Consider the following 26453-nt stretch of genomic DNA (forward strand, 5'->3'; position numbering starts at 1 on the left):
AAGCGGCAAAACAAGCCGCGGCAGCCGGTGGCGAAAGAATAACAAGCGATGAGTACAACCCAGCGATGAGTACAACCGAAAAAGATTCCGGCCATGCCTCAACGGGCACAAGCGGTAAGAGCAAATCCTCCGGCCTGATGCTTGCCGCTATCGGCGTGGTATTCGGGGACATCGGTACCAGCCCGCTTTACACCCTGAAAGAAGTGTTTCACGGCGCTCACGGCATTGCACCCAGCCACGACAATGTACTCGGTGCGCTGTCTCTGGTGCTCTGGGCGCTGCTGATCGTGGTTTCGCTCAAGTACGTGATTTTCATCATGCGTGCCAACAACAATGGCGAGGGCGGCATTATGGCGCTGCTGGCGCTGACGCTCAAAAGCTCGCCCGGCGACACGCGCAGCCGCTGGCTGCTGATGACGATGGGGATTTTCGGCGCCGCGCTGTTCTACGGCGATGGCGTGATCACCCCCGCGATCTCTGTGCTGTCCGCCGTGGAGGGACTGAAGATCGCCACCCCCGCACTTGAGCCCTATGTCATCCCGATCACCCTGGTCGTGCTGGCGGGGTTGTTCCTTTTCCAGCGCAAGGGTACCGCCAGTGTGGGCGCGCTGTTCGGGCCGGTGATGATAGTCTGGTTTGCCACCCTGGCCCTGCTGGGGATCAGCAACATCCTCGACGAACCGGCGGTACTGCAGGCGGTGAGCCCGCTCTACGGCTTCCAGTTCTTTGTGGAACATAAGTGGTATGGCTTTCTGGCCTTGGGCGCGGTGGTGCTGGCGGTAACCGGGGGCGAGGCGCTTTACGCCGACATGGGCCATTTTGGCCGCATGCCGATCAAGACGGCATGGTTCTTCTTCGTGCTGCCAGCGCTGCTGCTCAACTACTTTGGCCAGGGCGCACTGATGATCCACAATCCCGCCGCGGTGGAGAACCCGTTTTATCTGCTCGCACCGCCATGGGCGCTTTACCCGATGGTGGCCCTGGCCACTATGGCCACGGTGATCGCTTCTCAGGCCGTGATTTCGGGTGCCTTCTCCGTCACCCGTCAGGCGATGCAGCTGGGTTACTGTCCACGACTGGAGGTGCAGCATACTTCGGAGCGGGAGATTGGCCAGGTCTATCTGCCGGCGATCAATTGGGCTCTGCTCGTGGCGATCATCGCGCTGGTGCTGGGTTTTCGCTCCTCCAGCAACCTCGCTGCCGCTTATGGCATTGCGGTCACCGGCACCATGGCTATCGACACTATTCTGGCGGTGGTGGTGGCGCGTGCGCTATGGGGATGGGGCTGGTTGACATGCGGGGCGGTAGCCGCCTTTTTCCTGATCATCGACCTGTCATTCTTCAGTGCCAACGCCATGAAGATTCCGCAGGGGGGCTGGTTTCCCCTGGTTGTCGCTATTGCGGTATTCACCCTGCTGTCTACCTGGAAGCGGGGACGGGCGCTGCTGTTCGAACGGCTGCAGACCGGCGCGATCGCGCTGGAGCCTTTTCTTACCGGAATTGCCGCCCACCCGCCACTCCGCGTGCCTGGCACGGCGGTTTTCCTTACAGCCAATCTCGCCGGCGTGCCCCACGCCATGCTGCACAACCTAATACACAACAAGGTGCTGCACGAACGTGTGGCGCTGCTGACGGTCATCACCGAAGACGTGCCCCATGTGCCGGAAATTGATCATGCCGAGGTGCAGTCGCTAGGTAACAATTTTTATCGGGTTATCGTGCGTTATGGCTTTAAGGATGAGCCAGACATCCCTAAGACACTGACGCAATGCAAGGAATGCGGATTGGAGTTCAACATGATGGAAACCTCTTTTTTCATCAGCCGGGAAACCCTGATCGCGACAATAGCGCCGGGCATGGCGCTGTGGCGGGAAAAGTTGTTCATCAGCATGGCGCGCAACGCCGGCAGCGTTTCCAACTACTTCAAGATTCCGACCAACCGGGTAGTGGAGTTGGGAACACAGATCGAGCTGTGATGTTCCCCGGCCTTCTTGTTGCCGCTGCCCTGGGTGTTTGCTGCGCATCGGCGTACGGAGCAGATCGCGGCGTGGATGGATGGGATGCCCCGCCATCACCTTCGGCATCGGGACCAGGGCGCTGACGAAAACCGCACTTACCCTGTTCGCCACGCGCGACGACCGCCTCGATACCGGGCAGCGCGTGACCCACTTGGTGGTTCGCCATCAATTTCGGGTTGCGCAGCGACTCACGCTCGACGTTCCAGAAAAGCGGTCGCACTGCCGATGAGGTGTTTATCGCCGGCAACGGCTTCGCCCTTACCTGTGACTTCCAGCCCTACTTCGTGCGCCTTGTGCGCGATCCCCGCGCCAACTTTACGAACAACGACAGATTAAGCCAGCCTGGCCTCGGATGCGGCTAAACGGCTTGCGCCTTTATTGGTAATTTGATTTCATGCAGCGGGATTATCGCAAGAAGCTCGTTTTATTTGAGGGCCAATCGTTGTAATCGGTTGAAATTCTTTGATTAATGCATTTCGTGGCGTAATATTGGCGGGTAGCGGATTGGCCTGCTTGGCGATGGTGACGTGCGGCAATATCGAAGGGGCAACATGGGAGCGCTGCGGGAAAGTGGGTTGACGCTCAAACTGGCGGATGACGGACGCCGGCTACTGGCATCTTTTCGCCCGGTAAAAGTCCTCGGCGAGGCCGACCTGGGTTTGCTGAGAGGCGAGTTGGCGGAGCAATTCTCCGACCTGTTCATTTTCGAGCAGTTCCTGCTGGAGGCAATCCATAAAATTCGTGCCGGTGAGGCATTCGAAATAACTATCGGCGAGGTGCGGGACGGCGAAGTGCAGGTCCATCTGGACGCCAGCAAAATGGCGGCCTATCTGCACATTTCGCAGCCTTTCGGCGGCGCGCCCGTCACCCGCGAGCAGGTGGGCAGCGCCATTGAGCGGGCCGGTGTGGTTTTCGGGCTCGATCACGAAGCCGTCGAGCAGTCTATTCAAGCCGGCCGCGCCGACAACGTCCTGATCGCGAAAGGCCGTCCGCCTGTGCACGGTGAGGATGGCCGGCTGGAAAGCCTGATTCCCTCCATGAAGGAACGCCGGCCGCGCATCGACGAACACGATCTGGCGGATTACCGCAACCTTGGGGAAGTCCTTGTCGTCCACATGGGCGAAACCCTGGTGCGACGCGTTCCGGCCACTCCCGGCGAAGCGGGGGAAACCCTGCTCGGCCAGGAGATTCCCACCATCCCCGGCAAGGAGGTGATGTTCGCTCCCGGCCTGACCGGGGTGGTGCCCGATACCAGCGACCCCGACGTACTGGTTGCCGCCATTACCGGCCAACCCGTGCAGGTGAAGAACGGCGTGATTGTCGAGCCCACCTACGCCGCGTCCCGCGTCGACCTGTCCACCGGCAACATCGTTTTCGACGGCACGGTCAAGGTGCAGGGCGACGTGCAAGCCGGCATGACCATCCGGGCGACCGGCGACATCCACGTCGCCGGTACGGTGGAGGCGTCGACCCAAGGGGAGGCGACCCTGGAGGCCGGCGGCGATATCGTGGTTCAGGGCGGGGTGATCGGCCGGGTCGATTCCGGCGACGGCGAAAGCTATGTTTCCCGCATCCATTGCAAGGGTTCGTTTACTGCCCGCTTTGTCCAGAATGTCCATATTTTCGCCGAGGGCAGCATCTACGTCGACGATACGGCGATGCAAAGCGAGCTCTCCGCCGCCAACCAGGTCGTGGTGGGAAAAGAAGGCTCAGGCAAGGGGCGCATTATCGGCGGGTTGATCCAGGCAACGTTGCTGGTCAAGGCGCAGGTGATCGGCTCCCCGTCCCTGACCCGAACCGTGGTGGAAGTGGGGTTCCACCCCAAAATGAACGATCGGCTCCGCCTGCTGGTGAGCGAACGGGAAGAATGGGACAAGAAGCTGGAGGATGTGCAAAGGGTGCTGGCATTCTCCAAGCTGAATCCCGGCAGGCTTTCCGAGGAAACCCTGCAAAAAGCCGAAAAAACCCTGGTCGCGGCGCAGGCCCGCATTGCGGAGTTGCAAGACGAACATGAAGTCCTTAACGGGCAGCTCCAGCTAGCGGACAAGGGCCGCGTGGTCGTGGAAAAAATCCTTTTCGAGGGCGTCGAGGTGATGTCCGGAGGGCAGCGCTACAAGGCGGTTGCCGAACGGGGCGCCGGCGTGTTTTGTCTGCGCGAGGGCGAACTGGTGTTCGACGATCTGCCTCGTTAGGGGCCGCGCGGCCTAGTACTCCGGGTTGAAATTCTTGATAATGACCCCGCCCGACTTCTCGTCGTGCTCTACGTCCAGCAGTTTGCGTGCGGCCGCTTCCTCAAGCAGCTTGCTGAACGAGCGAAAGCCGTAGTAGCTTTCATTGAAGCCCGGTTTGCGCCGCTTCAGCGCCTGCTTGACCATCGAACCCCAGATTTTTTCCTCTTCGCCGCGCTCCGCAAACAAGGCCTCTACCGTCTCCATCATCAAGTCCAGGGCTTCCTGTGCCTTGCTGCCGTTTTCCAGAGGTGCGGTTTTAGGTGCGGCCTCCGCGGCATCTTTGGCGGCAGGCTTTTTCTTGATGGTGCGCTTCTTGGCTTTTTCCGCCTTTTCGGCTTTCTCGCGTGCCAGATCGTCGTAGTAGATGAATTCGTCGCAGTTGGCGATCAGCAGATCGGAGGTGGAGTTCTTGACCCCGACCCCGATCACGGTCTTGTTGTTCTCGCGCAGTTTGCTCACCAGGGGCGAAAAATCCGAATCGCCGCTGATGATGACGAAGGTATCCACATGGGACTTGGTGTAGCACAGGTCGAGAGCGTCGACCACCATGCGGATGTCGGCCGAGTTCTTGCCCGACTGGCGCACATGGGGAATCTCGATCAGCTCGAACGAGGCCTCGTGCATGGGGGCCTTGAATTCCTTGTACCGGTCCCAGTCGCAATAAGCTTTTTTCACCACGATGCTGCCCTTGAGCAGCAGGCGTTCCAGAACCTTGCTGATGTCGAACTTTTCGTACTTGGCATCGCGCACGCCCAAAGCGATATTCTCGAAATCGCAGAACAGCGCCATGCTGCGAATTTTTTGTGGGGTAGTCATGACTGGCTCCAGCGGTAATGTGCCCTACGGCAGCAGTGAGCGTTAAAGAATATTAACCTGATCAAGTCTAGCAGAATCGCATAGAATACAGCTAAGTGCGATTGCAGCAACCGAATGACTCGAAGAAACCGAACTGTTGATAGCCCGGACATGATGCCCCCGAAGGAAACATTGCAAGAAAGCATCGCCCACCAGCGAGAATCGCTGGTGGGCATGCTGCAGGAGCCCTTGCGGCGGCTGGCGGCGGAATGCGTTCCGGTATGGGGCGATCGGGAAAAGCTTGATGCGTTGCTGAGGGAAGCGCTAAAAGAATTGCCTTACTGCAAGCATCTCTATGCGCTCGACGCCAACGCAATCCAGATCAGCGATAACGTGAGTCACGAAGGGCTGCTGGAGGGCTTTGGCCGGGATCGGGCCAAGCGGCCCTACCTGCGCGAAATCACGACCAGCACCGACTTTTTCCTTTCGGACGCCTACATCAGCCTGCGCGAGCGGCGCCCATCCCTCACCGCTACCCAGATTGTACGCAACGCAGCAGGCGAAGCACTCGGATTTATCGGCGCCTATTTCGGTCTGCGCGACCTGCCGCTAACGCGCGAACTCTATGAAGAGCCGAGATATTGGCGCCAGATCAAGGGCGACCCCTCCATCCGCGGCACGGTATTCCACCAGACCAGATCGGACAGCGAGATGGACCAGCATGTCGAGACGGTGCTGGGCGTGGTGGCCGAACTCATGCTCTATCACGGAGTGTTTCACGTGATGCTGCACTTCTCCAGCAGCCGCGCCGTCGTCTGGGTGATGGAGGATCCCTTTCGTTACCGTCTGCTGGATATCGAAGCCCTGATCGATCCGGACATCTGTCTTGCCTACCCCCGTACCCCCTACCCAACGGGGGCGCAAGTGCCGCCCGAGCAAGTCCGCGGCGTGCTGGATGCCTTTCGCACGTTACGGCTCATGGACGAGATGTTCTACCTGCGCTCCGGCACGCTGAACATTTTTAACGGCCTCGTCGGCCTGACTTTCTCTTGTGATGGCTCCCATTACATCCCCTACGATGAATTCCTCCGCAAGGATCACGATTTCTGGACGGGGATTACATCAACCTAAATCACCGTGAGCGCCAAAGCGGACTCCACCCAGCCGAAGCCGATTCTTTCTTGCTCAAGACGCAGATTCTTGCGTATTCGGTTGTCTCGCAAATCATTGTAGAGCGCCATTTCCTCAGGATTCAGCCTGGGCAGGTCGCGCAGCGTCTGTTTATCTTCCTCACCCCATAGCGTTTCAAATTCCAGCAAAGTGTTGCGGCCCATCATTAACGACTCCACATGGTCGAACTGGCAGCGGAGCTGATCAAGGATAGCGAAGCCGTGGGTGTCGATATCGCCCCAATAATGAATGCGGCAGCGCGAAAGCCATTCGGCCTTGCGCAACATCTCGAAACCATATCCCGCACCGAAGATGACCAAGCTGTCCTTGACCTGCGGAAAGGCCAAGAAGTTGATCTCGTTCTCGGTGATGAAAACCCGTGAGATTTTGGAATCAAGCCGGGCAAAGCTCTCGGCATCGAGGGTGATGTCCTGTATGAGGTCACCCGGCAATAGGGCGTGTTCTGGATCGAGAACGCGGAAGCGGATGCGCGCCGGTTTGTCACGAAACCCGTACCGCTTTGCGAACTGGCTCACGCCGGTTGCGGATGAATCGATTACCTCAGGCGACATGACGATATCCAGCAACTCGATGAGCACGCCGCGATGGGCTTCGATGAACTTGCTGTGTACGCCCGGGATGTCTACCTGCCTCAGGTACACGTCAGAACGTGGATGGACCTGCAGCCAAACGACGATTTCCAGCAGCCGACCCCACTCGTCGGCCAGCTCCAACGCCCGCAGTGGCCGTTTGGCCAGCCAACCCAGCAATTGCGGCTGGCGCTTGCGTGTTACGTTGGTCAACGCGGTGAGGCGAGTGGCATCCCGCACTTTGCCGATGAGCGCCAAGGCGTCTTCGACGGTATCGATCCATGCCTCCTGGGGGACGGCGTTTGCGCCGAACACCCGGTGCTTGAAGTCCCGCATCTCCACCCGGCAGTGAGGCATCACCCGAAGCTCGCCGATCCAGGCGCGTGCTTCGTCAAAGCGGTCGGCCATCTCGGTCGACGTGGGGCCTTTGAGCACCAAGCGTTTCGGGAATGGCGACTCGCCAGTTACCAGACTGGCCAGTAGTTCCCCACGGTCCCACAGTTTTTGCACCTGGGCACGCAGGTCCGCCGGTCTGGTCCAGCTCATCCGGCCATCCTCGCCTTCTCCGCACGGTATTCCTCGATCGAGAGGTTGCGCAGCATGGACGCGCGGCCTTCCTCGTTGTGGACAAACCCCACGCTGGAGACGAAAGGTTCAATGATGTGGATTTTCTGCAAGGGCGTGACGATCAGGAGCTGCAGGTTGAGCTGGGCAAACAGCCGCAGGCCATATTGCGCGGACTCGTCCGAGCCGCGCCCGAAGGCTTCGTCGATTACCACGAAACGGAAGGTTCGGGATCGCACCGCACCCCATTCGAGGCCGAACTGATAGGCCAAGCTCGCCGCCAGGATGGTGTAGGCCAGCTTCTCCTTTTGGCCTCCCGACTTGCCGCCCGAGTCGGAATAGTGCTCGTGTTCGCTGTCATCCTCGCGCCAGCGCTCGCTGGCGGCAAACACGAACCAGTTGCGCACATCGGTGACCTTGGCGGCCCAGCGACGGTCCTGCTCGGATAACCCCTCGCGTCCGCGAAAGCGCTCGATGATGCGCTTGACCTGCAGGAACTTGGCTTCGGAATATTGGCTATCGTCAGAGCCGGTCAGCGCTCCTTCGGTACAGGCGCGCAGCTCGGTCTGGAAGTCGCGGGTGTCTGCATCCGGCGTTGGCCGTGCTTCCAGCACGATATAGCGGCCGGTGTTGTAGTCGATCTGGGTGAGCGACTCGTTGATGCGCGCGATACGCTCCTTGATCGTTTCTCTCTCCCGGTTCAGCTGCGAATGAAAGTTCGCTACCTCGCGGATGGTGTTCTCGTTCAGCAGTTCCTTGAAGCGCGCTTCGAAGCGCGGCAGATCGTCGGCCTGCAGCTTGTCGAGCATATTGCGGTATTCGAAACCCGCTTCGATGCCGGCATCGACCTCTGAAGTCTCAAGTTTGAATTCCTCTTTGTATGAGGTCATCGCCTTGACGATTCGCTCCCCCAAATTACTGAGTTTCCTGCTTTCGCTGTCAATTTGCTTTTGCAGCCAGTCGCGCAATTCGCGCTCGCGGTTGTCACAGGATTCGACTGTTAGCTGATGCTCGCCCAAAGCCTCGCCGCGTACGGTGTCGAGTTGCTCGAAGTACGCGGAGTGGGTAGCAAAGGCCGGTTCATCTAGTGCCGCTTGCGTCTGAACGCACAAGGCTTCTGCATCGGTCTTTTTCTGTTCGGCTTTGGATCGGTTGTCCTTGTGCTCCTCCAGCTGGGCTTCTGTGCTTTTCAATGCTGCAACGACCTCCGCCAGCCGCTCAGTCAGTTGCTTTAGTACATCGGAGGCGGTTTCCAGCCTCTGCTTCTCATCCGTCAGTTGAGCCACTTCCACGGCAAGGGACTGCCAGTCGAGCTCGTGGAAATCGGCGTACTCGTCGAGTTTCGACAGCGCCGTGAGGCGATCCCTCAGCGTGTTCTGTTCGGCTTGAATCTTGCCGATGCGGCTGCCCAGCTCGCCCAGCCGCGCCTCCAACTGTTTTGCCTGGGCTTCGAGCGCAGCGATTTTTGCCGTGTTGGTCCAGCCCAGCACGTAGCGACTGCGGTCATCAAGCCGGTGACGGTCGTCTTTCTCGTGGCGCTCGCCTGGTGCCTTGATCTGGCCTGCGCGCGTGATGGCGCGCGTCTCGCGGCGGAACTGCTCGTGTGTCGCGCAGCAGGCCACGTCAAAGCGGTGGGCCAGTTCGCGTTCCAGCCAGTTGTAGAAAGGAGAGTCGGGCTTGACGGCCAGCTTGCGCGCCAAGGAATCACGATGCAGGTTGGGCAGATCACCCCGGGCGCTCGGGCGTATCCGGAAATAGACCAGACGTCCCTTCAGGTGCGTCCTATCGACCCAATCCGCTACCGCTGCGTAATGCTCATCGGGCACCAGAATCGACAAGCCGAAGCTGCGCAACAGCCGTTCGGCGGCCCCTTCCCAGTCGCGCTCATCGTCACGCACTTGCAGCAGTTCGCCGGCAAAGGGCATATCCGCTTCGGACAAACCGAGGGCTTTGCATAACGCGGCGCGCATCGCCACCTGTTCGGTGGGGATGTTGCTGAGCCGTGCCTTCAGACTGGCAATCTCGGTGACCAAATGATCGTAATCCTGCTTGCCCTGCCTGAAGTCGAACTCATGCTCTCTTTCTTGGTTCTGAAGCTGGGTCTCTGCCTCCTTTGCCGCATTGGTCAACGCCGTAAAGCGCTGGTGCTGCTCCAGGAAAGCCGGCTCATCCACCGCGGGACTTTCCCCGACTGCGTGCATCAGTTCGGCGTACCGCTGTGCCTTGCGTTCGCGCGCTTGGCGCTCCTGATCCTTGTTGCGTATTTCGACAGCCAGCCGTTCTAGGCGGTCGCCGCCGTTGTCGGCAATGCTGCGCTTGAGTTCGTCCTCCTCGGTACGCTGCGCGTTACGGAGTTCCCCACGGCGCTTGACCTGGGTGTCTTGCCGTTCCCACTCATCGGCCAGGCCCGCGATGCGCTTTTCCAGCAAGCCGAGCTTCAGGCCCGCGAAGTAGGGTCTGAGCGCCTCGCGGCAGGCGCGGAGCTCCTCGGCTTGCGAAACGAGGGAAGAGTGGCGCTCACAGTCTGTGACCAGCGGCGAGAGCAGTTCCACTTGCCGCTTGGCCTTGCACACCGCCTCGTGCGCCCGGTTCAGGTCGTCGAAGTGGCCGATCAAGGCCGCGATGCGTGGTGCAACCTCAAAGGGTTCGAGCATGTGGCTGCGGACGAAGTCGGTCAGGTTGCCCACCGACTTCATCGACACCGTTTGGTGAAACAGCTCCAGCGCCTGTTCGTTCTCAATGCCGAAGCGACGACGGAACCAGGCGCCGTAGGGCGGAAAGCTGTCGAACACTTCCGCGCCCAATCCGCGCAGCTTTTTCCGCAGCGCGGTAATATCCGAGCCGAAGTGGGCGAAGTCCGTCGCAATCGACAAGGCGCGTTCCGCGCAGACGAAGAAGCGTGCGGGTTGCCCTTGCGTATCCTTCATCCAGAAGACCTGTGCCAGGGTCACCGTCTGGTCGTAGCCCGCGTTATGAAAAACCCCCAGGATCACCGAGTAGCTGTTGTGGTCGCGCAACGCCACGGGCTTGGCGGTGCCGCTCACCTCATTGCGCTCGGACTTGTAATGCCCGAGCACGTAGGAGCGTAGCGTGCGCTCCTTGCTGTCGGCGCCGGCGGCCTTGTTGTAGGCGATGCGGTGCGCCGGTACCAGCAGCGTGGTGACCGCATCCACCAACGTCGATTTGCCCGAACCGATGTCGCCGGTAAGCAGGGCGTTCTTGCCGCCAGGATTCAGCGCCCACACGCGGCCATCGAAGGTGCCCCAGTTGAATACTTCCAGGCGCTGCAAACGGAAGCCAGAGAGTGTATCGTCGGCCATGAAATCCAGGCCCAAGGTTTGCGCATCATTCATCGGCAGCCCCTCCCGAGGTCGCGCCAAGCTGAGCCTGATACGCCGCTAGCCGCGCATCAAAGTCCGCCAGCCACTGCGCGTCCACAAAGGCCTTGAGAATGCGCCGCACCTCGAACACGGCAGCTTGTCCCGTGCCCGGCTTCAGCCTGCGCAGGAATCCCAGTTCCACGATCTTGTTGAGATGGGTCTCGATCTGGTCGATCAGCTTGGCCTCATTGCTGCTTTCGGGCAGAAACACCCGGACCAACTCGACGATCTCATCACGGCTGAGCACGAGTCGCGTGTCGCCGCCGCTCGCGTCGAACTCGGCGAGCTTTTTGCGCAGCAGCGCCAGTAGCAAGCTCACAGTAAACGACAGCGGACGCCTCGCCACCAAGCGCGGAAGTTTGGGCGCTGCGTCATCTTCGCTTTCCGGGCGCGAGCGCAGGAAAGTATAGCCCTCGGCCTCGTCAAGCACCAGTTCCAGACCCAGCACCGTCACGTAGTCGCGCACCCGGGCCTGCAGGTTGAGCAAGGAATTCCAAGTGCCGGCGTCCGCTTCCTGATAGATCACGCCTTTGAGCAAAAGGATGACCAGAGCCGATAAGTCATTCGTTGCCACAGCGTTGCCTGGTTCTGGTTTCTGTTCTGCCATCATTACCTCACAAAGATCACGCGCGGCAAACGCGCCTGCTTCACCTGTCCCCGGCCATCCGGCTCTACACGGCTCCAGCCGATGGTCTCCGTCGCCTCTTCATCCACCACCGTCTTGAAGGTGTCGCCCGCGAGTTGCAGGTACGCCACCAGTTCGGCCAAGCCGTGCTGCAGCGGCTGCATCTCGCACAGCTCGCGCAGGGTGATTTGCGAACGGTCCTGCAAGGCGTGGCGGATATGCCTGATCAAAGCGCCCTTGTCGATCACGATCTGCGAGTACAGAGCTGCCGCATCCACTTCGGCGTCGCCTGACTCCAGCGCGATATCGGCGATCAACGGTTTGATGGCTGGGGTGTAGAGCGGCCGTTCCATCGGCAACTCGATATCGGCAGCGGTGTCCGCAATGGTCATCATCTCATCCGGCGGCGGCGATTCCCGCAGCGCCAGCACCTTGGCCTCGATGCCATGCAGGATGTCCATGATGCGGCGGTTCTCCAGCCAAGCCTGGTCGTCCAGAAAGCGCCGCAACTGCTGCGAGAGCTGGGCCACTGTGCGCTGGGTGTGCTCGCCGGCCTCCAGCCAATCGTAATGCACGCGGCGGGTGCGGGCGTCGGGCTTGAGTTCGGCGACCGGGGGCAGGGTCAGTACGCGCTCGAGCAGCGCCGACAGTTCTTCCTGACGGCTGCTGGACATCAGGAAATCCCAAAAGGCGCGAAAGCTGCGGCCCTGGTCGGAGTCGGCAATGGCGTCTCGCTCTCCCATGATTTCTTCCAGCAGCGCGCCTTTTGAGCCCTCCCACAGCGCGATGCGTTCCCGCACGCGCCGATCCAGCCCACGAAAGTTATGCTCCACCTCGCGGAAATCGGTGAGCAGTTCGCGCGCAAGCTGGATGAACTGTTGAAAGCGGTCTTTCAGCGCCGTGTCGTCCAGCAGCGGAATGTCACCGGCCAGAACGCGGGCGATTTCGACGTCGATCTCGTCGCGCCGCTTGTGCAATTCCGCAATGCGCGCTTGCGGGTCGGTTTCGCTGCCTTCGCTCATCTGCTTGAGCAGCTCGAACAGAGTGAGCAAGCGCGACTCGGTGCCCACGAAGTTGCGCTCGGTGAGCGTTCCCAGCCAGGCAATCGCCTTCTCGGTCGCCGGGGTCAGGTCGAAATGCGGTTCGTCCGACCCGTGGGCGTAGAACTTGCGTAGCCAACCTTTCTCGGTGGCAGCCCAGTCGTTGAGGTAGTCGAGCGCGGACTTGGGGAAGGCCTCCGCGCCCAGCTGTTCGCGCAGCGCAAACAGTTCGTCTTCCAGCGCCTCAGCCAAATCTGCCTGTGCCATCACCCGCACATTGGGCGCGATGAACGCGCGCTGCAGAAAACTCGCTACCAGCGGTGCGTGATCCGAGCGTAGCAGCCGCCAAGCCGGGTGGCTCTGGCGCAGCAGGTCTAGGGTGGCGTAGTCGAGGCTCATTAAGGTTTGACCCACTTCGCCCCGCGCCCCTTGCCGGTGGGCGCAATCAAGCCTTCTGTCTTCATCGCGCGCAACACCAGCCGAACCGTGTCGCGGCTCACACCGGGGCAGGCGGCTTCGATTTCAGAGATCGAGAAGGGCAAGTTGCGTTTCAGAATCTCGGCCCGCACCCGGCCACCCTTGGCCCCGCGCCCGCGCTCGATGGTGCCGACATGCCCCTCGAACTCCTTGTAGGCTCTGAGCAGCGCCCCCCAGAAGTAATCGAGCCATGGCGCGATATTGTGCGCGGCTTCGTGCCAACCCTGCGAGCTGGCTTCGAGCGTTTCGTAGTAGCTCTCTTTCGATTCCTCGAAGATGCGCTCCAGGCTGATGTATCGTCCGACGGTGTAGTCGAAGTGATACAGCAGTTGCAAGGTCAGCAGCCGCGCCATGCGCCCGTTGCCGTCCGGGAAGGGGTGGATGCACAGAAAGTCCAGCACGACCAGCGGCACCAGTACCAGAGGGTCGGCCAGATGCTGATCCAGCGCGGTGCGATAGCGCCCAACCAAATCGGTCATCGCCATCGGCGTGAGGTGCGCGGCCACGGGCCGAAAGCGGATACGCGAGCTGCCATCCGGGTGCCGTTCGACGATGTCGTTGTTGGTGGCCTTCCAGTGACCGCCGGGCTGCGGCATGTAGCGGTACAGGATGCTGTGCAATTGGAGAACGGTGCCTTCCGAGAAAGGCATCTGCTCCGCGTTTTCGTGGATCAGTCCCAGCGCATCGCGGTAACCGGCCACCTCTTGCTCCGAGCGGCTCTTGGGAGTGGCGTTCTTGATCACCAGCGACTTCAGGCGATCTTTGGGGACGACAACCCCTTCCAGCCGGTTGGACGATTCCGTCGACTCGATGGCAGCAATCTGGCGGAGGTCGCTCAACACCTCGGGCGACTGCGCCACGTACAGTTGCTGCTTGCCCCGGTATTCGCCCAGGGTCCGCATCGTGGCGATCTGCAAGCCGTTGTAGCGAAGATTTGCCAGGAATTCAGGGGTCAGCGAGTGCATTGGGTGCCAGTCTCTGGAAATAGGGTAATCGTACATTGCATTGGGGTATGCATGCAATTCATTACCCCATTATTTCGTCGGATTACCTCATTTCTTTCGGCCAAACGGGGGAGCACGGAGAGCAGGAAAATAGCGAAAATCGGGACGTATCGGTCGTTGTCGCCCTTCGCACGAACCCCGGAAGCCCATCCGTGCGGGCACCACGTCGGAAAAGAAGAAGCCAGAGTTGAAACTGAACCCATAAAGTTGCACCCAATGGGAATCATATCTTTGCACAAAACCACTAGTTTTTCGGGTTATCGGCTTCAATAATTGGGGATTCAAGGCCCATAATTTTGCAGTTTGTCTAAAAATGATGCATATCGTTGCACTTTGTCAAAGCAATGCTGGATTTACAATGCAAACTCGCTAAGAGTGAAAACCGCCACTTGTTCCAATCCCCTCCCGCGCTCTGAAAGATGGATTACCCTAGCTGTTTATCCACAATCTCGAACAAATCACGCGACAAACCAGTATGGTTGCGCAGAATCTCCAGGGCAGCACGGGCATGTGCCTGGCGACTGGCATCAAACTTTCTCCATCGGTCAAAACAACGGGCGACTCGGGAAGCGACCTGCGGATTGACGGCATCCAGCTTACGCGTCTGCTCGGCAAGAAAGTGGTAGCCGCTGCCATCGGCTGCATGAAAATGCACATGGTTGCTGCTGAAAGCGCGCAGAAGCGCGTAGACCTTGTTCGGGTTGCGCAAGTCGAATGCGGGATGTTCGACTAGCCGCTTGACCTCATTCAGAACGCTTGGGCGACGACTGGTGGCCTGTACTTGAAGCCACTTGTCGACGACCAGCGCTTCGCCTTGCCAACGCTGATAAAAGGCATCCAATGATTGCTGTCGTTCCTCGCCTTCGCTCTGCGCCAAGACCGACAGACTGGCAAATTGGTCGGTCATGTTATCGGCGCTATCGAACTGTTGTCGCGCCAGCGCACGGGTAGACTGGCTATCCGCTTCGCACAGGTAGCCAAGGCAGACGTTGCGCAACGCACGGTGGCCAACATCGATCAGATCAGGACGATAACCCTCTCTCGGCGCAAGACGCTCATAGCAAGCCTGAAATTCCGCGCCGAGATGTTCGGTGAGGAAGCGGCGCAAGCCATTGCGGGCTGCGTGCAGTGCCTTGGGGTCAACCACGTCCAGTTGTTCGGCCAGCGTTGCTTCGCTCGGCAATGACAGAGCTTCAGCGGCAAAGGCGGGATCGGTGTCGGCATCGGCCAGCACCCGCGCCGTCGCTTGGGCGAAGCTGACTGGCCAGATCGGCGTGCCTCCCGCACTGAGTATGGTGGTCGCAGCGATAATCAGGCGATTGGCCAGGCGCTGCCCCGCTTCCCAGCGGTTGAATGGATCACTGTCGTGCGCCATCAGGTGAGCGAGTTCTGCGTCACTGTAAGCATAATCGAGTACGACGGGGGCCGAGTAATCACGCAATAGCGAGGGTACGGGATCGACCAAGACTTCTTCGAAGATGAATTCTTGCGTCTCGCTGCACAGCGACAGCACTAGCTGGCTGACATGGGTGCCGGAATTATCTCCGACCAGACGTATGGGCAGGTCCTGTCCGTCCGGACCAACCAGGCCGATGGCAACTGGAATATGGTAGAGCTGCTTGGCTGATTGACCGGGCGTAGCGGCGCAGGACTGGCTCAATCTCAGTATGTAACGATGATTGGTGGCATCATATCGGCCAGTCGCAGCAACGTGTGGCGTACCGGCCTGCTCGTACCAGTGCATGAACTGGCTGAAATCCGCACCAGATGCATCGGCCATGGCGGCAACGAAGTCATCGCAGGTCACTGCCTGTCCATCGTGACGGGCGAAGTACAGATCCATACCACGACGGAAGGCTTGCTTGCCGATCAGGGTCTGGATCATGCGCACGACCTCAGCACCTTTTTGATACACGGTAGCGGTATAAAAGTTGTTGATTTCGATGTATGAGGCCGGTCGCACGGGGTGAGCCATCGGACCGCTGTCCTCGGGGAACTGGGCCGCACGCAGGCTGCGTACCTCGCGGATACGGGCCACCGAACGGTTATGTACATCGGCGCCGAATTCCTGGTCACGAAAGACGGTCAGCCCTTCCTTGAGCGACAGCTGGAACCAGTCGCGGCAGGTCACCCGGTTGCCGGTCCAGTTGTGGAAATATTCGTGCGCTACCACCCTATCGATATTTTCGTAATCAACATCAGTGGCCACATCCTGCCGAGCCAGCACGTACTTTGTGTTGAAAATGTTCAGCCCCTTGTTTTCCATTGCCCCCATGTTGAAGTCACCGACGGCGACAATCATGTAATGGTCGAGATCACATTCCAGGCCAAAGGTCTGCTCATCCCAGTGCATCGACTTTTTAAGGGCAGACATGGCGTGCACACACTGATCCAGCTTGCCTGGCTCGACGAAGATCGCCAGTTGGACCTCGCGGCCAGACGTGGTTCGATAGCTGTCGCGCAGTACGTCGAGCTTGGCGGCAACCATAGCGAACAGATAGCAAGGCTTAGGGAAGGGGTCTTGCCACTTTGCCCAGTGCCGCCCACCCTCCTCGTTACCACTGGCGACGGGATTGCCGTTGGCTAGCAATTGCGGGAACGCCGCTTTGTCGGCATGCAGGGTAACGGTATAGCGTGACATCACGTCCGGACGATCCTGGAACCAGGTGATGCGGCGAAAGCCCTGCGCTTCGCACTGGGTGAAATACCCGTTAGCCGAGAGGTAGAGGCCGGACAGGCGGGTATTGCCGTCAGGGTGAATGCGCGTCACCGTCTCCAGGCAGAAGGCATCCGGCAAGTCGACCAGAGTCAGATGGCCGGTACTTAAGCGGTAACGGTCAGGTGCCATGGGCACGCCATCGAGGCTTACTGAGATCAACTCCAATTCTTCCCCATCGAGTACCAGCGGGCCATTGGACGTCTTCACTGCCGGGTTGCGACGTACTGACAGCTGCGCTGTCACCAGTGCTTCTCCGCTCTGGAAATTGACGTCAACATCGACCGTGTCAATTAAAAAAGAGGGCTGCGCGTAGTCGGTCAAGTTAATGGTTTGCGGGGTATCTTGAGTCATTAGGGCACACGTTGAGGGAAAATCGTAGTGTGACAGAAAATGATTGTGGATTTATGGGTGAGGCTGTGGACTTCGGCCTGATTTATTGCTGGCGGCCGCTGATCTGCTGAATTAAGATCCATAATATACGTTTTGTACTCGAAACCGAATGTCGTGGAAGTGCCAAGAACGGTCATACGTCAAATGCAGGGAAACAACTGATCCGTGCTGGGAAACGGTCATTGAGAGCTACATAGCTAGACCCCATGGTGCTCAATGGCCTGCCAACGAGGCTATCTCGATGCGGACGCGATTTTGTAGTCATTGTTACGATGAAAGTCCAACTGGAAAATAAAATTCCCAAATAGCATTCTTTTGCAAAAGAATGCTAACCTAGCATTTATCTGCTAATTTGCGCGATAAACAAGACATAGGGGAAACAATGGAGCATCTGTCTGAAATTCTGAGCTTTATTGGCGGCTTGTTCGCGGGCTGGACGTTGAGAATCATCGTGGACAAATCCAAAAACTCCACGACGATCCGGGGCAATGTGGCGGCCGGCGATATCGCCGGTCGCGATATCAATAAGAAATAATAGGCTGAAATGGCAAGCGTGATGACCACAGTCCAAGACAACACAGTCGCGGGCGACGTCGCTGGCAGGGATGTAAATAAAACCTACAATGCCGCGCGTGAGCCTACGGCAATGGCCAAGCTCGTCGAGCAATACCTTGCCGAAACCCTCGCGGATCAAACGCTTTCCACGTGGACGGAAAAACTTGAGCATTTTCTGTCCAACGAAACCAGCTCCGATATACGGGGTCTTGAGGATAAGCTGAACGCCTCGGGGCGAGCCGACTTGCTAAAAGGGGCGCTGATCAAGAAGCAATCGGCCTATAAGGCCATCATGCGTCAACAAGGCTCCAAATCAGCACAGACCATATTCACTTTTTTAATGGCGGAGATTGTCGTCAATTTTGAGCAATCGGTATTACCATTGGTGCAGGCCGAGGCTTCCCGAGAAATCGTGGACGCGGCCATGTTGGAAAAAGTAATATCTCCAGCGTTGCAAATGCTTGAAAGCAACCCACTAATGTTGGACAAGATGGACATTCAAGGGTTGGTTTATTTCTTGGCTGGGAACTGTTACGTCAGGTGGGACGCATGCTGATATACGATCCAGCGCTGGACCCTTACCATAGCGCCATAAGAATATTGGCCATCGCCATGTCGTCAGCCAAGCGACGGATTGAGTTATCAATCGACGCGGCTAGAATCGCGGACTATTTTCTAGTCTATCCATACAAAATGATCGGTTTTAAATTTCCCGCCGAATTTCGGACCATGCGGGCGGCGGTGAAGGAGACGGAAAACCCCTATCGCCACGCGTCTGGAACTCGGGCCGCTTTTGAAAGAATGCGGCCAATATTTTTTGCCGCGCTAAGCGGGCTTGTGGCGGCGGACCTCATCGACGTCGCTGGATTGAAACGCGGGATTCTCGTGCTTACCGAAAGCGACATGCCAGACGATTTGGCGGCGGCGGTCGCAAGGTTTCAGGAGCGGCAAACCGTCGTGGGCAAGTTTGTCCTGTCGGATTTGCTCGCCATGCCCACCAATGGAGATAACGGGCTCAAGCATCGCTCCAGCCTTATAGAACATCGATATGACATTGCATAAGCCTACCATTCTCGTTGATCGCTTGGTCGTTAAAAAAAACGGCAATTCGGTTATGGATATTTCTTTCCATGCGGGGCTGAACGTCATCACCGGCGAAAATAGCTCTGGCAAAACCACGGCTATTCGCTTTATCGCATACGCTCTCGGCTCGGAAAGCATCAGCTTCAACCAAGTGGCCCAGCTGTGCGACGACATCTATTTGGAGATCACCGCCAACGAGGCTGTCGTGACCTTGCGCAGGCACGTGAGCACCCAGCTGATGCAGCCGCTGTCAATATTTTGGGGCGGCATGCAGACTGCAATGGATGTCGGGGCGTCAATGTGGCAACAATACCCATTCAAACGGAGCGAATCGAAGGAGAGCTTCTCCCAAGTGATGTTTCGACTGCTGGAAATGCCTGAGCTCCGTGGCGAGGGAGGTTCGAATATTACGATGCACCAATTGATGCGCTTGGTCTACTCGGACCAAGAGACGCCTTCATCGGATTTATTCCGTCATGATCGGTTTGATCGCGGCATAACTCGTGCGGCCGTGGGCGACTATCTTCTGGGAATCGACTCAACTGAGCTATACGATTTGAAACTGCAGGAGTCCGCAGCCGACAAAGAAGCGTCGGCCATTCGGGCGAGCATCAAAACGATTTACAGTACGTTTGGAAGTTCTGGAACCAATATATCGCTTGATTTCTTGGACAATCAAATTCAAACGCTGGCGAGCGAAGTCACTTTCCTGCAGTCCAGGCTTGAAAATATCAATAGCGAGGCGTCCGCCAAAACCTCTTCTTCAAAGGAAGATAATTCGTTAAGAACGAAGCTGAGCGACGCTCATTCCAAGTTGTCCAAGCTCAAACAGAAAAAAATTGACCTTCAGACCGAGATTGCGGATTCAGAACTTTTTCTTAAAGAGCTTGAAGAACGGATGTTTAGCTTGGAGGAGTCCGCGATAGCCGAGTCCTACTTGGGTACGGCGGTCTTTTCGTTTTGCCCAAGTTGCTTTACCAAACTCGAAGCGGTGGGTGAAAACAAGTCTTCATGCGCGCTGTGCAAGTCTGATATCGCCGAGGATTCAGCGCGGTCGCAATTGGCTCGGATGAGAAACGAGCTGGCTCTGCAACTAAAGGAATCTAGCACGATCCGCATGCAACAATTGGAAGAGCTTGATTCGATCACGCTTGAAATTCCCTCGGCCGAAGCGCAGCTAAAATCCTTAGAGGCTGAATTCAAGCGCAATCAGGCTCATTGGAGATCGCCTAATCAAATTTTGATGCAGTCGATCTCGAAGGAAATTGGCGGCAAAGAGCAAGAGATAAAAAATGCCTTGGAGCTGAAGAAGCTGGCCGACTTGCTTGAAAAATTGACACAAAAGCTTGGCGAGGTGGAGAGCCGATTGGAGTGGACGCGTGGGCGCATCGAGGCGGTGACCCGCCAGCAGACTGGCCGCCGCAGCTCTGCCTATTTGTCCGTCGTGAACAATTTGAAGACGATTCTCAAGGAGGATCTGTTCCGACAGGCAGAGTTTGCGCAGGCTGATGAAATTGACATAGATTTCGCCGCGAACCAGTTGACCATCGACGACCAAAAGCAATTTTCAGCAAGCTCGATGGTATTTTTGCGCCACGGTTTCCATCTGGCGCTGCTCCTCTCCTCGCTTGAGCAGGATTATTTCCGCTACCCACGCCTTCTGATTTTGGACGGCATCGAAGACGGCGGGATGGAGGTCGATAGAAGCTATAATTTCCAAAAAATTATCGCGAGGCATTCTGAGGACTCCGATGTCGTTCATCAAATCATCATGACGACAATGAGCGTCTGCCCTGAATTAGATAACGATACATATATCGTTGGGCCAAAATTTACACACGATGAAAAATCCATAAACATAAAATAACCTTGCCGCCCGCAACGGCCAGCTATGTTTCCATTAGCGGCGCCGCTCTTTTTTTCGACAGTTGGCTTTCAACCTCTACGATTGCCGCAAGCAAACAACATTAATGTGAAAATGGAGAATATATGGGCCAAGCGATAAGCGTGACAATAGGGGAGCACTTCTTCCGAAAAAAGGGCGACCTCACAGAATTTATCCGGGCTCTTGTAGATCGCTATCAGATTGGTGATTTTCTGAATGCTGAAGACACGAAATTTTGTTTAACTCTTTTTGAAAGCCATACCGATTATCCCAAAAAACTTGCTCCTGGAGTGGCTCGCATCCAGTTGCTCATTCAAGAGGAAGGGAGTCGCGGTTTTCAAATTCACAAAACTGATGGGACCTCTGACAACATCAGCTGGACTGACTGCGTCGCCAATAGAAAATAGCCGCGATGGTGGCCGGAAGGCTGGCCGTGATGAAGGCTTAGAGGCTGTTATGAACTGCTCCCGAAGCACGCTACCCTGATAAAAACAAATCCTCAGGGCCGGTTCCAACATTCCAACAATTTGTTGGAATGTTGGAACCGGCCCCGCGCGTGCATATTGGGGTATTGCGCTACACCATTACCCCTTTACTTCGGCTATTACCCCACACGCAGGGCCGTGAGCTTGGCTTCCTGGCCGAATAGCGCGCTCATGGCGGTATCGCCAATCACCACACTTAGCCAATGATGAAGGCCAAGCAGACCGCCATCGCCGCACTTCGCGGGCAAGAAAAAAGCCCGGATACCCTCCGGGCTTTCTAAAATGGTGGACCGAATGAGGATCGAACTCACGACCTCCGCATTGCGAACGCGGCGCTCTCCCAGCTGAGCTATCGGCCCACAGTTGGAACGGGCATATTACCTTATAATCAACGCTATTTAAAAGAGCTGTTGAGGGGATGGAAATGCAAGGCACGCTTCTTTCGCGGATAGGCTGGTTGCTGGTGGCGGTTCTCGGTGCGGCGGCGGTGGGCGGCATTGCCCTCAACCGGGGCGAGAGCATCAACGCGATCTGGTTCATTGCCGCAGCGGCATGCGTTTACGCCATTGCCTACCGCTTTTACAGCGCCTGGCTGGCAGCCAAGGTACTGATACTGGATGAAACCCGCGCGACGCCGGCGGAACGTTTCGACAACGGGCGCGACTTCGTGCCGACCAACAAGTGGGTGGTGTTCGGCCACCATTTCGCCGCCATCGCCGGGCCGGGGCCGCTGATCGGGCCGACGCTGGCGGCGCAGTTCGGCTATCTGCCGGGTACCTTGTGGATACTGGTCGGCGCGGTGCTGGGCGGCTGCGTGCAGGATATGGTCACCATGTTCTTTTCCACCCGCCGCGACGGGCGTAGCCTGGGCCAGATGGCGCGCGACGAACTCGGGCCGGTCGGCGGCGCGGCGGCCCTGGTGGGTACGCTGATGATCATGGTGATCCTGATCGCGGTGCTCGGGCTGGTGGTGGTCAATGCCATGAAGCACAGCCCGTGGGCGACTTCGACGGTGGCGGCGACCATCCCGATTGCGGTGCTGGTCGGTCTTTACATGCGCAACATCCGCCCCGGCCGAGTGCTGGAGGGCTCGTTGCTGGGCCTCGCCCTGCTGCTGCTTGCGGTGGCGGGCGGCGGCTGGATCGACCATAGCGAAACCTTGCGCCCGTTGTTCGACCATGAGGGGCTGACGCTGGCCTGGCTGGTCATCGGCTACGGCTTTCTCGCGGCGATCCTGCCGGTGTGGCTGCTGCTGGCGCCGCGCGATTACCTGTCCACCTTCCTGAAGCTCGGCACGATTTTCCTGCTGGCGATCGCCATCATCATCATGCGGCCGGAGATCAAGATGCCGGCGCTGACCCAGTTCATCGACGGCAGCGGGCCGATTTTCGGCGGCAGCGTTTTTCCCTTCGTCTTCATCACCATCGCCTGCGGCGCGGTGTCCGGCTTCCACGCGCTGATTGCTTCCGGCACCACGCCGAAGCTGCTCGCCAACGAGCGGGACATCCGCATGATCGGCTACGGCGGCATGGTGCTGGAATCCTTTGTCGCGATCATGGCGATGATCGCCGCCACGGTGCTCGACCCCGGCGTGTTCTTCGCCATCAACAGCCCGGCGGGCGTGGTGGGCAAGGAGGCGGCGGACGCGGTGGCGAAAATTTCGTCCTGGGGCTTCCCGGTGACGGTGGAGCAGATGGAATTGCTGGCCAGGGATATGGGTGAAAAAACCCTGTTCGCCCGCACCGGCGGCGCGCCTTCGCTGGCGGTGGGGATGGCGAGTATTTTCGGTAGCGCATTCGGGCAGGGGATGCTGGCGATGTGGTACCACTTCGCCATCATGTTCGAGGCGGTGTTCATCCTTACCACCCTGGACGCCGGCACCCGCGTCGGCCGTTTCATGCTGCAGGACATGCTGGGCAATTTCTCGCCTAAACTGGGAGAGACTTCCTGGTATCCCTCGGTGCTGCTCACCAGTGGAATGGTTGTCGCAGCCTGGGGTTATTTTCTCTACATTGGCGTCATCGACCCGAATGGCGGCGTCAACATCCTGTGGCCGCTGTTCGGCATTTCCAACCAGATGCTGGCGGCAATCGCCCTGTCGGTCGCCACCGGCATCCTGGTCAAGTCCGGCAGGCTTCGCTACGCCTGGGTCACCGGAGTGCCGTTGGCGTGGCTGGCCATGGTGACGACCAGTGCGGCATGGGAGAAGGTGTTCAGCTCCGATGTGCGGGTCGGCTTTTTCGCCGCCGCCAACGACATGGCGGACAAGCTCGCCAGTGGGGCTTTGCCGGCGGCCAAGGCCAAGTTCGCCCCGCAGCTCATCTTTAATCAGCAGCTCGATGCCTGGCTGACGATTTTTTTCGTGGTGGTGCTGTGGGTGGTCATTTTCGACATGCTACGGGTGGCGGCGCGGCACGTGCGCGGCAAGCCGGTGCCGCCGCTCTCCGAATCGGCGCATGAGCCGTCGCGCCTGGTGGAAGACTGGGTGAGGGACTGAGGGAACCATTAGATTCACAGCGAAAGAGGGGTGCGAGATGAAAACCATGTGGAAGATTCTGGGCTTGCTGATGATCTGCGGGCAGGCTGTTGCTGCCGACATAGCCAGTCTGACGACGGGCGAGATGGCGGGTGGCCTGAAAGAAACGCTGACCAAGAGCGCGGTGGCGGCGGTGGGCAAGCTGGGGCAGGAAAACGGTTTTTTGAACAACGAAAAAGTCAAAATTCCCCTGCCGGACAGTCTGGCCAGGGTCGAAGGAGTGATGCGGACCTTTGGCATGGGCAAGCAGGCGGATGAACTGGTGGTGGCGATGAATCGCGCGGCCGAAATGGCAGTGCCGGAAGCGAAGACGCTGCTGATCGAGGCGGTGAAAAAGATGTCCATTCAGGATGCCAGGGCGATCATCAGCGGCGGAGATGATGCCGCCACGGCTTACTTCAGGAAGAATACCGAGGATGCGCTGGGGGTGAAGTTTTTGCCCATGGTGAAAAAGAGCACCCAAAAGGTCGGCCTTGCGCAGCGCTACAATGATTTTGCCGGCAAGGCCGCCAAGTACGGCTTGGTGGAAGAGAAGCAGGCCAATATCGAACAGTATGTGACCCAGAAAACGCTGGACGGCTTATACGCAACGATTGCCGAGGAAGAGCGCGCCATCCGCAAGGACCCTGTCGGTAGCGGCAGCAAGTTGATCGGCAAGATATTCGGCTATGGCCGCTAGTGCGGCAACCCGGATGGGCCGGGCGATGTTAGGGGTTCGCTTGGGCGCGTTGTGGCGCTTCATTCGCCGGGCGTCCGGCGACGACGCCTACGAGTGCTATCTGCGCCATCATGCCGAGGCGCATCCGGGCGAGTCAGTATTAAGTGCCAAGGAGTTTTTCAGGCAGGAACAGGAACGCAAGTGGGAGGGAGTGCGCCGTTGCTGCTAGCGGGACAGGTGATTTTTCGTCCATGACAGGAGATTGGGCAGGCGCGGCGGCGCCAGCAGCCAGCCGATCGCAACGCCGAGCGCATCCGCCATCATGTCGGCAACCTCGAATGAGCGGTAACCGGTGGCGCGCTGGGCATATTCCAGGGCAATGCCCAGCGCCACCATGCCGGCCGCGAGCCAGATCCTTTGGCGCAGGGCGGTGTAGGGCTGGGCGAACCATAACGTCACCAGGCCATAGGCGGCTAAGTGGCCGAGCTTGTCGCCTTGTTCCACGTTCAAATGAGGTGGGGACGGCGTCAGCGAAAGAGCGATGATCGCCAGCACCAGCATCCACCCCGCCGCTTTCCAATAGCCGGCAATCCGGATTGGGTTCAAACGCAGATATCCCGGTAGGCCCGCTCGCTGGCGAAGGCCAGTACCGGGAACACCACCACGAACAGGGGCATGAACAGCAGGATCGAACCGGCCACGCCGAGCGTCAAGGCGATTCCCCAGGCGATCATCACGCTGAAATTGCCGAAAACCACGCGCACGCTGGCGCTGACCGCTTTTGTCAGCTCCAGGCGGCGGTCGTGGATCAGGGGCACTGAAAAGGCGGAAATGGCGAAGATCATGAAAGCCAGCACGGCGCCGGTGACTGAGGAAAACAGCAGGAAGGAAAGCCATCTCCCGCCGCTGCCGAAGGCCGAAAAAAATTCCAGCGCGGATAGTACCGGCACAGTGCCGAAATACAGGCTGTAAACAATGGCGGCATCGGTCAGCCAGATCAGGAACAGGAACATGCAGACCACGGAAAGCACCCACAGCGCCGGAGGGCTATGGCGGAACCCGGCGAAGAAGTCGACCAGGCGGGCATTCCGCCCAGATGCCTGAACCTTTGCGGCATTGAAGAACCCGGCCAAAACAGCCGGGCCGACCAGCATGAAGCCGCCGGCCAGCGGAAAAACCATCGGTGCGATGTCCAGAATCATTACGCCCGCGAGCAAGGCCGCGCCGACCATGGCAAAGATGCCGGCATAGGCGACGCTGGTATTTTGAGTTTGGCGGAACATCCGCCAGCCGTGGGCGACCCAGTTTCGAATATGGGAAAATGAAATCTTGCGATAATTAAGCGGTCGCTCCACGATTTAAGTGCTTTTTCGGTACGCCCAGCGCAGCATCGCCATGCCCGCTACGATCATCGGCAGGGAAAGCCACTGCCCCATGCTGAGATTGAGCGCCAGGAGGCCGAGGAAGTTGTCCGGCTCGCGGGTGAATTCCGCCAGGAAGCGGAAGCTGCCGTAGCCGATCAGGAACAGGCCGGACACTGCGCCGGTCGGGCGCGGCTTGCGCGAGAACAGCCAGAGCAGGGCGAACAGCGCCAGGCCCTCGAGCGCGAACTGGTAAAGCTGGGAGGGGTGGCGCGGAATCGAATCGATCTGGGGAAACACCACGGCCCAGGGCACATCGCTCGGTCGGCCCCACAGCTCGCCGTTGATGAAATTGCCGATGCGCCCCGCGCCCAAGCCGAGCGGCACCAGCGGGGCGATGAAATCGGTGACGGCGAGCCAGCTTTTTCCGGTCCTGCGGGCGAATAGTCCCATCGCGACGAGCACGCCGAGGAAGCCGCCGTGGAAGGCCATGCCGCCCTGCCAGACGGAAAAAATCTCCAGCGGATGGGCAAGGAAATGGGCCGGCTGGTAAAACAGCACGTAACCCAGCCGGCCGCCCAGCACTACGCCCAGCACCCCGTAGAACAGCAGGTCGTCCAGCTCCTTGACGGTCCAGCCCGGCTGCGGGCCGGTCTTGATGCGTTGCCGTCCGAGCAGCAGAAACAGGCCGAAGGCCAGCAAGTACATCAGGCCGTACCAGCGGATGGCGAGCGGGCCGAGATGGAGGGCGACGGGATCGAATTGCGGATGGATCAGCATTGAGGCGGCAGGGAATTCGGTTAAAATGCGGATTATACGTTAATCCTGGAAAAATCAGTTTAACCACGAATGCCAAAAGTAGGCGCCTTTAGGCGACACTAATGTTC

23 protein-coding genes and 1 tRNA gene are annotated in these 26453 nt (G+C 58.6%); 12 read left to right on the top strand and 12 right to left on the bottom strand.

Features of this window, described 5'->3' with window-relative positions; translation table 11 throughout:
* The first annotated feature begins 65 nt into the window (after positions 1 to 65).
* From VMV64_RS16810 to VMV64_RS16820, 3 genes are all read left to right on the top strand, one after another.
* Positions 66 to 1976 (top strand): potassium transporter Kup, encoded by a 1911-nt coding sequence (locus VMV64_RS16810; RefSeq protein WP_325332442.1) that lies wholly within the window; start codon positions 66 to 68, stop codon positions 1974 to 1976.
* A 79-nt stretch (positions 1977 to 2055) separates the two neighbouring features.
* On the top strand, positions 2056 to 2247 hold the full coding sequence (locus VMV64_RS16815) for a hypothetical protein (RefSeq protein ID WP_325332444.1): 192 nt from the start codon (positions 2056 to 2058) through the stop codon (positions 2245 to 2247).
* Positions 2248 to 2569: 322 nt separating this feature from the next.
* Positions 2570 to 4210: a FapA family protein gene (locus VMV64_RS16820; RefSeq protein WP_325332446.1), complete on the top strand. Its 1641-nt coding sequence runs from the start codon at positions 2570 to 2572 to the stop codon at positions 4208 to 4210.
* 12 nt (positions 4211 to 4222) lie between these two features.
* Here the strand turns inward: VMV64_RS16820 and VMV64_RS16825 are convergent, their stop codons facing one another.
* Positions 4223 to 5065, bottom strand: coding sequence for an NYN domain-containing protein (locus VMV64_RS16825; protein WP_325332448.1), 843 nt, complete (start codon positions 5063 to 5065; stop codon positions 4223 to 4225).
* Positions 5066 to 5215: 150 nt separating this feature from the next.
* On the opposite strand from VMV64_RS16825, the gene VMV64_RS16830 reads away from it, so the two are divergent.
* Complete coding sequence (locus VMV64_RS16830; protein ID WP_325332450.1) at positions 5216 to 6175, top strand: hypothetical protein; 960 nt, start codon at positions 5216 to 5218, stop codon at positions 6173 to 6175.
* On the opposite strand, the gene VMV64_RS16835 is transcribed toward VMV64_RS16830, so the two are convergent.
* The 6 genes from VMV64_RS16835 to pepN all read right to left on the bottom strand — a co-directional run bounded on the left by VMV64_RS16835 (position 6172) and on the right by pepN (position 16964).
* A complete protein-coding gene (locus VMV64_RS16835; protein ID WP_325332452.1) occupies positions 6172 to 7350 on the bottom strand; it encodes a Wadjet anti-phage system protein JetD domain-containing protein in 1179 nt (392 codons plus the stop codon). The genes VMV64_RS16830 and VMV64_RS16835 overlap by 4 nt on opposite strands.
* Positions 7347 to 10721 carry an ATP-binding protein gene (locus VMV64_RS16840; RefSeq protein ID WP_325332454.1) on the bottom strand — a complete coding sequence of 1125 codons (3375 nt, stop codon included), beginning with the start codon at positions 10719 to 10721 and terminating at the stop codon, positions 7347 to 7349. The genes VMV64_RS16835 and VMV64_RS16840 overlap by 4 nt, the downstream gene beginning before the upstream one ends.
* The gene (locus tag VMV64_RS16845; protein WP_325332456.1) at positions 10714 to 11322 is read right to left on the bottom strand and encodes a DUF4194 domain-containing protein; all 609 of its coding nucleotides are present in this window, start codon (positions 11320 to 11322) and stop codon (positions 10714 to 10716) included. Before VMV64_RS16845 ends, VMV64_RS16840 begins: the two co-directional genes overlap by 8 nt.
* A gap of 35 nt (positions 11323 to 11357) precedes the next feature.
* A complete protein-coding gene (locus tag VMV64_RS16850) occupies positions 11358 to 12812 on the bottom strand; it encodes a DUF3375 domain-containing protein (RefSeq protein WP_325332458.1) in 1455 nt (484 codons plus the stop codon).
* Entirely contained in the window at positions 12812 to 13855 is a 1044-nt protein-coding gene (locus VMV64_RS16855) for a Fic family protein (protein ID WP_325332460.1), read from the bottom strand. The genes VMV64_RS16850 and VMV64_RS16855 overlap by 1 nt, the downstream gene beginning before the upstream one ends.
* A 463-nt stretch (positions 13856 to 14318) precedes the next feature.
* On the bottom strand, positions 14319 to 16964 hold the full coding sequence (pepN, locus tag VMV64_RS16860) for an aminopeptidase N (protein WP_325332462.1): 2646 nt from the start codon (positions 16962 to 16964) through the stop codon (positions 14319 to 14321).
* 421 nt (positions 16965 to 17385) lie between these two features.
* On the opposite strand from pepN, the gene VMV64_RS16865 reads away from it, so the two are divergent.
* The 5 genes from VMV64_RS16865 (at position 17386) to VMV64_RS16885 (ending at position 20933) form a co-directional block, all read left to right on the top strand.
* Positions 17386 to 17538 (top strand): hypothetical protein, encoded by a 153-nt coding sequence (locus VMV64_RS16865; protein ID WP_325332464.1) that lies wholly within the window; start codon positions 17386 to 17388, stop codon positions 17536 to 17538.
* Positions 17539 to 17559: 21 nt separating this feature from the next.
* Positions 17560 to 18114 carry an ABC-three component system protein gene (locus tag VMV64_RS16870; protein WP_325332466.1) on the top strand — a complete coding sequence of 185 codons (555 nt, stop codon included), beginning with the start codon at positions 17560 to 17562 and terminating at the stop codon, positions 18112 to 18114.
* Positions 18108 to 18620 (top strand): ABC-three component system middle component 5, encoded by a 513-nt coding sequence (locus tag VMV64_RS16875; RefSeq protein ID WP_325332468.1) that lies wholly within the window; start codon positions 18108 to 18110, stop codon positions 18618 to 18620. The genes VMV64_RS16870 and VMV64_RS16875 overlap by 7 nt, the downstream gene beginning before the upstream one ends.
* On the top strand, positions 18607 to 20508 hold the full coding sequence (locus VMV64_RS16880) for a hypothetical protein (RefSeq protein WP_325332470.1): 1902 nt from the start codon (positions 18607 to 18609) through the stop codon (positions 20506 to 20508). Before VMV64_RS16875 ends, VMV64_RS16880 begins: the two co-directional genes overlap by 14 nt.
* A gap of 122 nt (positions 20509 to 20630) precedes the next feature.
* On the top strand, positions 20631 to 20933 hold the full coding sequence (locus VMV64_RS16885) for a DUF3223 domain-containing protein (RefSeq protein WP_325332472.1): 303 nt from the start codon (positions 20631 to 20633) through the stop codon (positions 20931 to 20933).
* 197 nt (positions 20934 to 21130) lie between these two features.
* Here VMV64_RS16885 and VMV64_RS16890 read toward each other — a convergent pair whose 3' ends face one another.
* On the bottom strand, positions 21131 to 21322 hold the full coding sequence (locus VMV64_RS16890) for a hypothetical protein (protein ID WP_325332474.1): 192 nt from the start codon (positions 21320 to 21322) through the stop codon (positions 21131 to 21133).
* Positions 21295 to 21370, bottom strand: a tRNA-Ala gene (locus tag VMV64_RS16895). The genes VMV64_RS16890 and VMV64_RS16895 overlap by 28 nt, the downstream gene beginning before the upstream one ends.
* A 65-nt stretch (positions 21371 to 21435) precedes the next feature.
* Between VMV64_RS16895 and VMV64_RS16900 the strand changes: the two genes are divergently transcribed.
* From VMV64_RS16900 to VMV64_RS16910, 3 genes are read left to right on the top strand one after another with little or no spacing between them, the layout of a single operon-like run.
* Complete coding sequence (locus VMV64_RS16900) at positions 21436 to 23508, top strand: carbon starvation CstA family protein (RefSeq protein WP_325332476.1); 2073 nt, start codon at positions 21436 to 21438, stop codon at positions 23506 to 23508.
* Positions 23509 to 23545: 37 nt separating this feature from the next.
* Positions 23546 to 24226 (top strand): DUF4197 domain-containing protein, encoded by a 681-nt coding sequence (locus tag VMV64_RS16905; RefSeq protein ID WP_325332478.1) that lies wholly within the window; start codon positions 23546 to 23548, stop codon positions 24224 to 24226.
* A 25-nt stretch (positions 24227 to 24251) separates the two neighbouring features.
* Complete coding sequence (locus tag VMV64_RS16910; protein ID WP_325332480.1) at positions 24252 to 24434, top strand: YbdD/YjiX family protein; 183 nt, start codon at positions 24252 to 24254, stop codon at positions 24432 to 24434.
* On the opposite strand, the gene VMV64_RS16915 is transcribed toward VMV64_RS16910, so the two are convergent.
* From VMV64_RS16915 to lgt, 3 genes are all read right to left on the bottom strand, one after another.
* Positions 24431 to 24811, bottom strand: coding sequence for a VanZ family protein (locus tag VMV64_RS16915; RefSeq protein WP_325332482.1), 381 nt, complete (start codon positions 24809 to 24811; stop codon positions 24431 to 24433). The two genes, VMV64_RS16910 and VMV64_RS16915, sit on opposite strands and share 4 nt — an antisense overlap.
* Positions 24808 to 25488 (bottom strand): DUF2189 domain-containing protein, encoded by a 681-nt coding sequence (locus VMV64_RS16920; protein ID WP_325332484.1) that lies wholly within the window; start codon positions 25486 to 25488, stop codon positions 24808 to 24810. The genes VMV64_RS16915 and VMV64_RS16920 overlap by 4 nt, the downstream gene beginning before the upstream one ends.
* Before the next feature lie 75 nt (positions 25489 to 25563).
* The gene (lgt, locus tag VMV64_RS16925) at positions 25564 to 26346 is read right to left on the bottom strand and encodes a prolipoprotein diacylglyceryl transferase (protein ID WP_325332486.1); all 783 of its coding nucleotides are present in this window, start codon (positions 26344 to 26346) and stop codon (positions 25564 to 25566) included.
* Between the last annotated feature and the right edge of the window lie 107 nt (positions 26347 to 26453).

The organism is Sulfuricella sp. (assembly GCF_035531155.1).
Taxonomy (GTDB): domain Bacteria; phylum Pseudomonadota; class Gammaproteobacteria; order Burkholderiales; family Sulfuricellaceae; genus Sulfuricella.

Excerpts from the sequence above, each read along its gene's own strand:
- VMV64_RS16810 (WP_325332442.1), top strand. The coding sequence starts at position 66 with ATGAGTACAACCGAAAAAGATTCCGGCCATGCCTCAACGGGCACAAGC.
- VMV64_RS16815 (WP_325332444.1), top strand. The coding sequence starts at position 2,056 with ATGGGATGCCCCGCCATCACCTTCGGCATCGGGACCAGGGCGCTGACG.
- VMV64_RS16820 (WP_325332446.1), top strand. The coding sequence starts at position 2,570 with ATGGGAGCGCTGCGGGAAAGTGGGTTGACGCTCAAACTGGCGGATGAC.
- VMV64_RS16825 (WP_325332448.1), bottom strand. The coding sequence starts at position 5,065 with ATGACTACCCCACAAAAAATTCGCAGCATGGCGCTGTTCTGCGATTTC.
- VMV64_RS16830 (WP_325332450.1), top strand. The coding sequence starts at position 5,216 with ATGATGCCCCCGAAGGAAACATTGCAAGAAAGCATCGCCCACCAGCGA.
- VMV64_RS16835 (WP_325332452.1), bottom strand. The coding sequence starts at position 7,350 with ATGAGCTGGACCAGACCGGCGGACCTGCGTGCCCAGGTGCAAAAACTG.
- VMV64_RS16840 (WP_325332454.1), bottom strand. The coding sequence starts at position 10,721 with ATGAATGATGCGCAAACCTTGGGCCTGGATTTCATGGCCGACGATACA.
- VMV64_RS16850 (WP_325332458.1), bottom strand. The coding sequence starts at position 12,812 with ATGAGCCTCGACTACGCCACCCTAGACCTGCTGCGCCAGAGCCACCCG.
- VMV64_RS16855 (WP_325332460.1), bottom strand. The coding sequence starts at position 13,855 with ATGCACTCGCTGACCCCTGAATTCCTGGCAAATCTTCGCTACAACGGC.
- pepN (WP_325332462.1), bottom strand. The coding sequence starts at position 16,964 with ATGACTCAAGATACCCCGCAAACCATTAACTTGACCGACTACGCGCAG.
- VMV64_RS16865 (WP_325332464.1), top strand. The coding sequence starts at position 17,386 with ATGGAGCATCTGTCTGAAATTCTGAGCTTTATTGGCGGCTTGTTCGCG.
- VMV64_RS16870 (WP_325332466.1), top strand. The coding sequence starts at position 17,560 with ATGACCACAGTCCAAGACAACACAGTCGCGGGCGACGTCGCTGGCAGG.
- VMV64_RS16875 (WP_325332468.1), top strand. The coding sequence starts at position 18,108 with ATGCTGATATACGATCCAGCGCTGGACCCTTACCATAGCGCCATAAGA.
- VMV64_RS16880 (WP_325332470.1), top strand. The coding sequence starts at position 18,607 with ATGACATTGCATAAGCCTACCATTCTCGTTGATCGCTTGGTCGTTAAA.
- VMV64_RS16885 (WP_325332472.1), top strand. The coding sequence starts at position 20,631 with ATGGGCCAAGCGATAAGCGTGACAATAGGGGAGCACTTCTTCCGAAAA.
- VMV64_RS16900 (WP_325332476.1), top strand. The coding sequence starts at position 21,436 with ATGCAAGGCACGCTTCTTTCGCGGATAGGCTGGTTGCTGGTGGCGGTT.
- VMV64_RS16905 (WP_325332478.1), top strand. The coding sequence starts at position 23,546 with ATGAAAACCATGTGGAAGATTCTGGGCTTGCTGATGATCTGCGGGCAG.
- VMV64_RS16910 (WP_325332480.1), top strand. The coding sequence starts at position 24,252 with ATGTTAGGGGTTCGCTTGGGCGCGTTGTGGCGCTTCATTCGCCGGGCG.
- VMV64_RS16920 (WP_325332484.1), bottom strand. The coding sequence starts at position 25,488 with ATGTTCCGCCAAACTCAAAATACCAGCGTCGCCTATGCCGGCATCTTT.
- lgt (WP_325332486.1), bottom strand. The coding sequence starts at position 26,346 with ATGCTGATCCATCCGCAATTCGATCCCGTCGCCCTCCATCTCGGCCCG.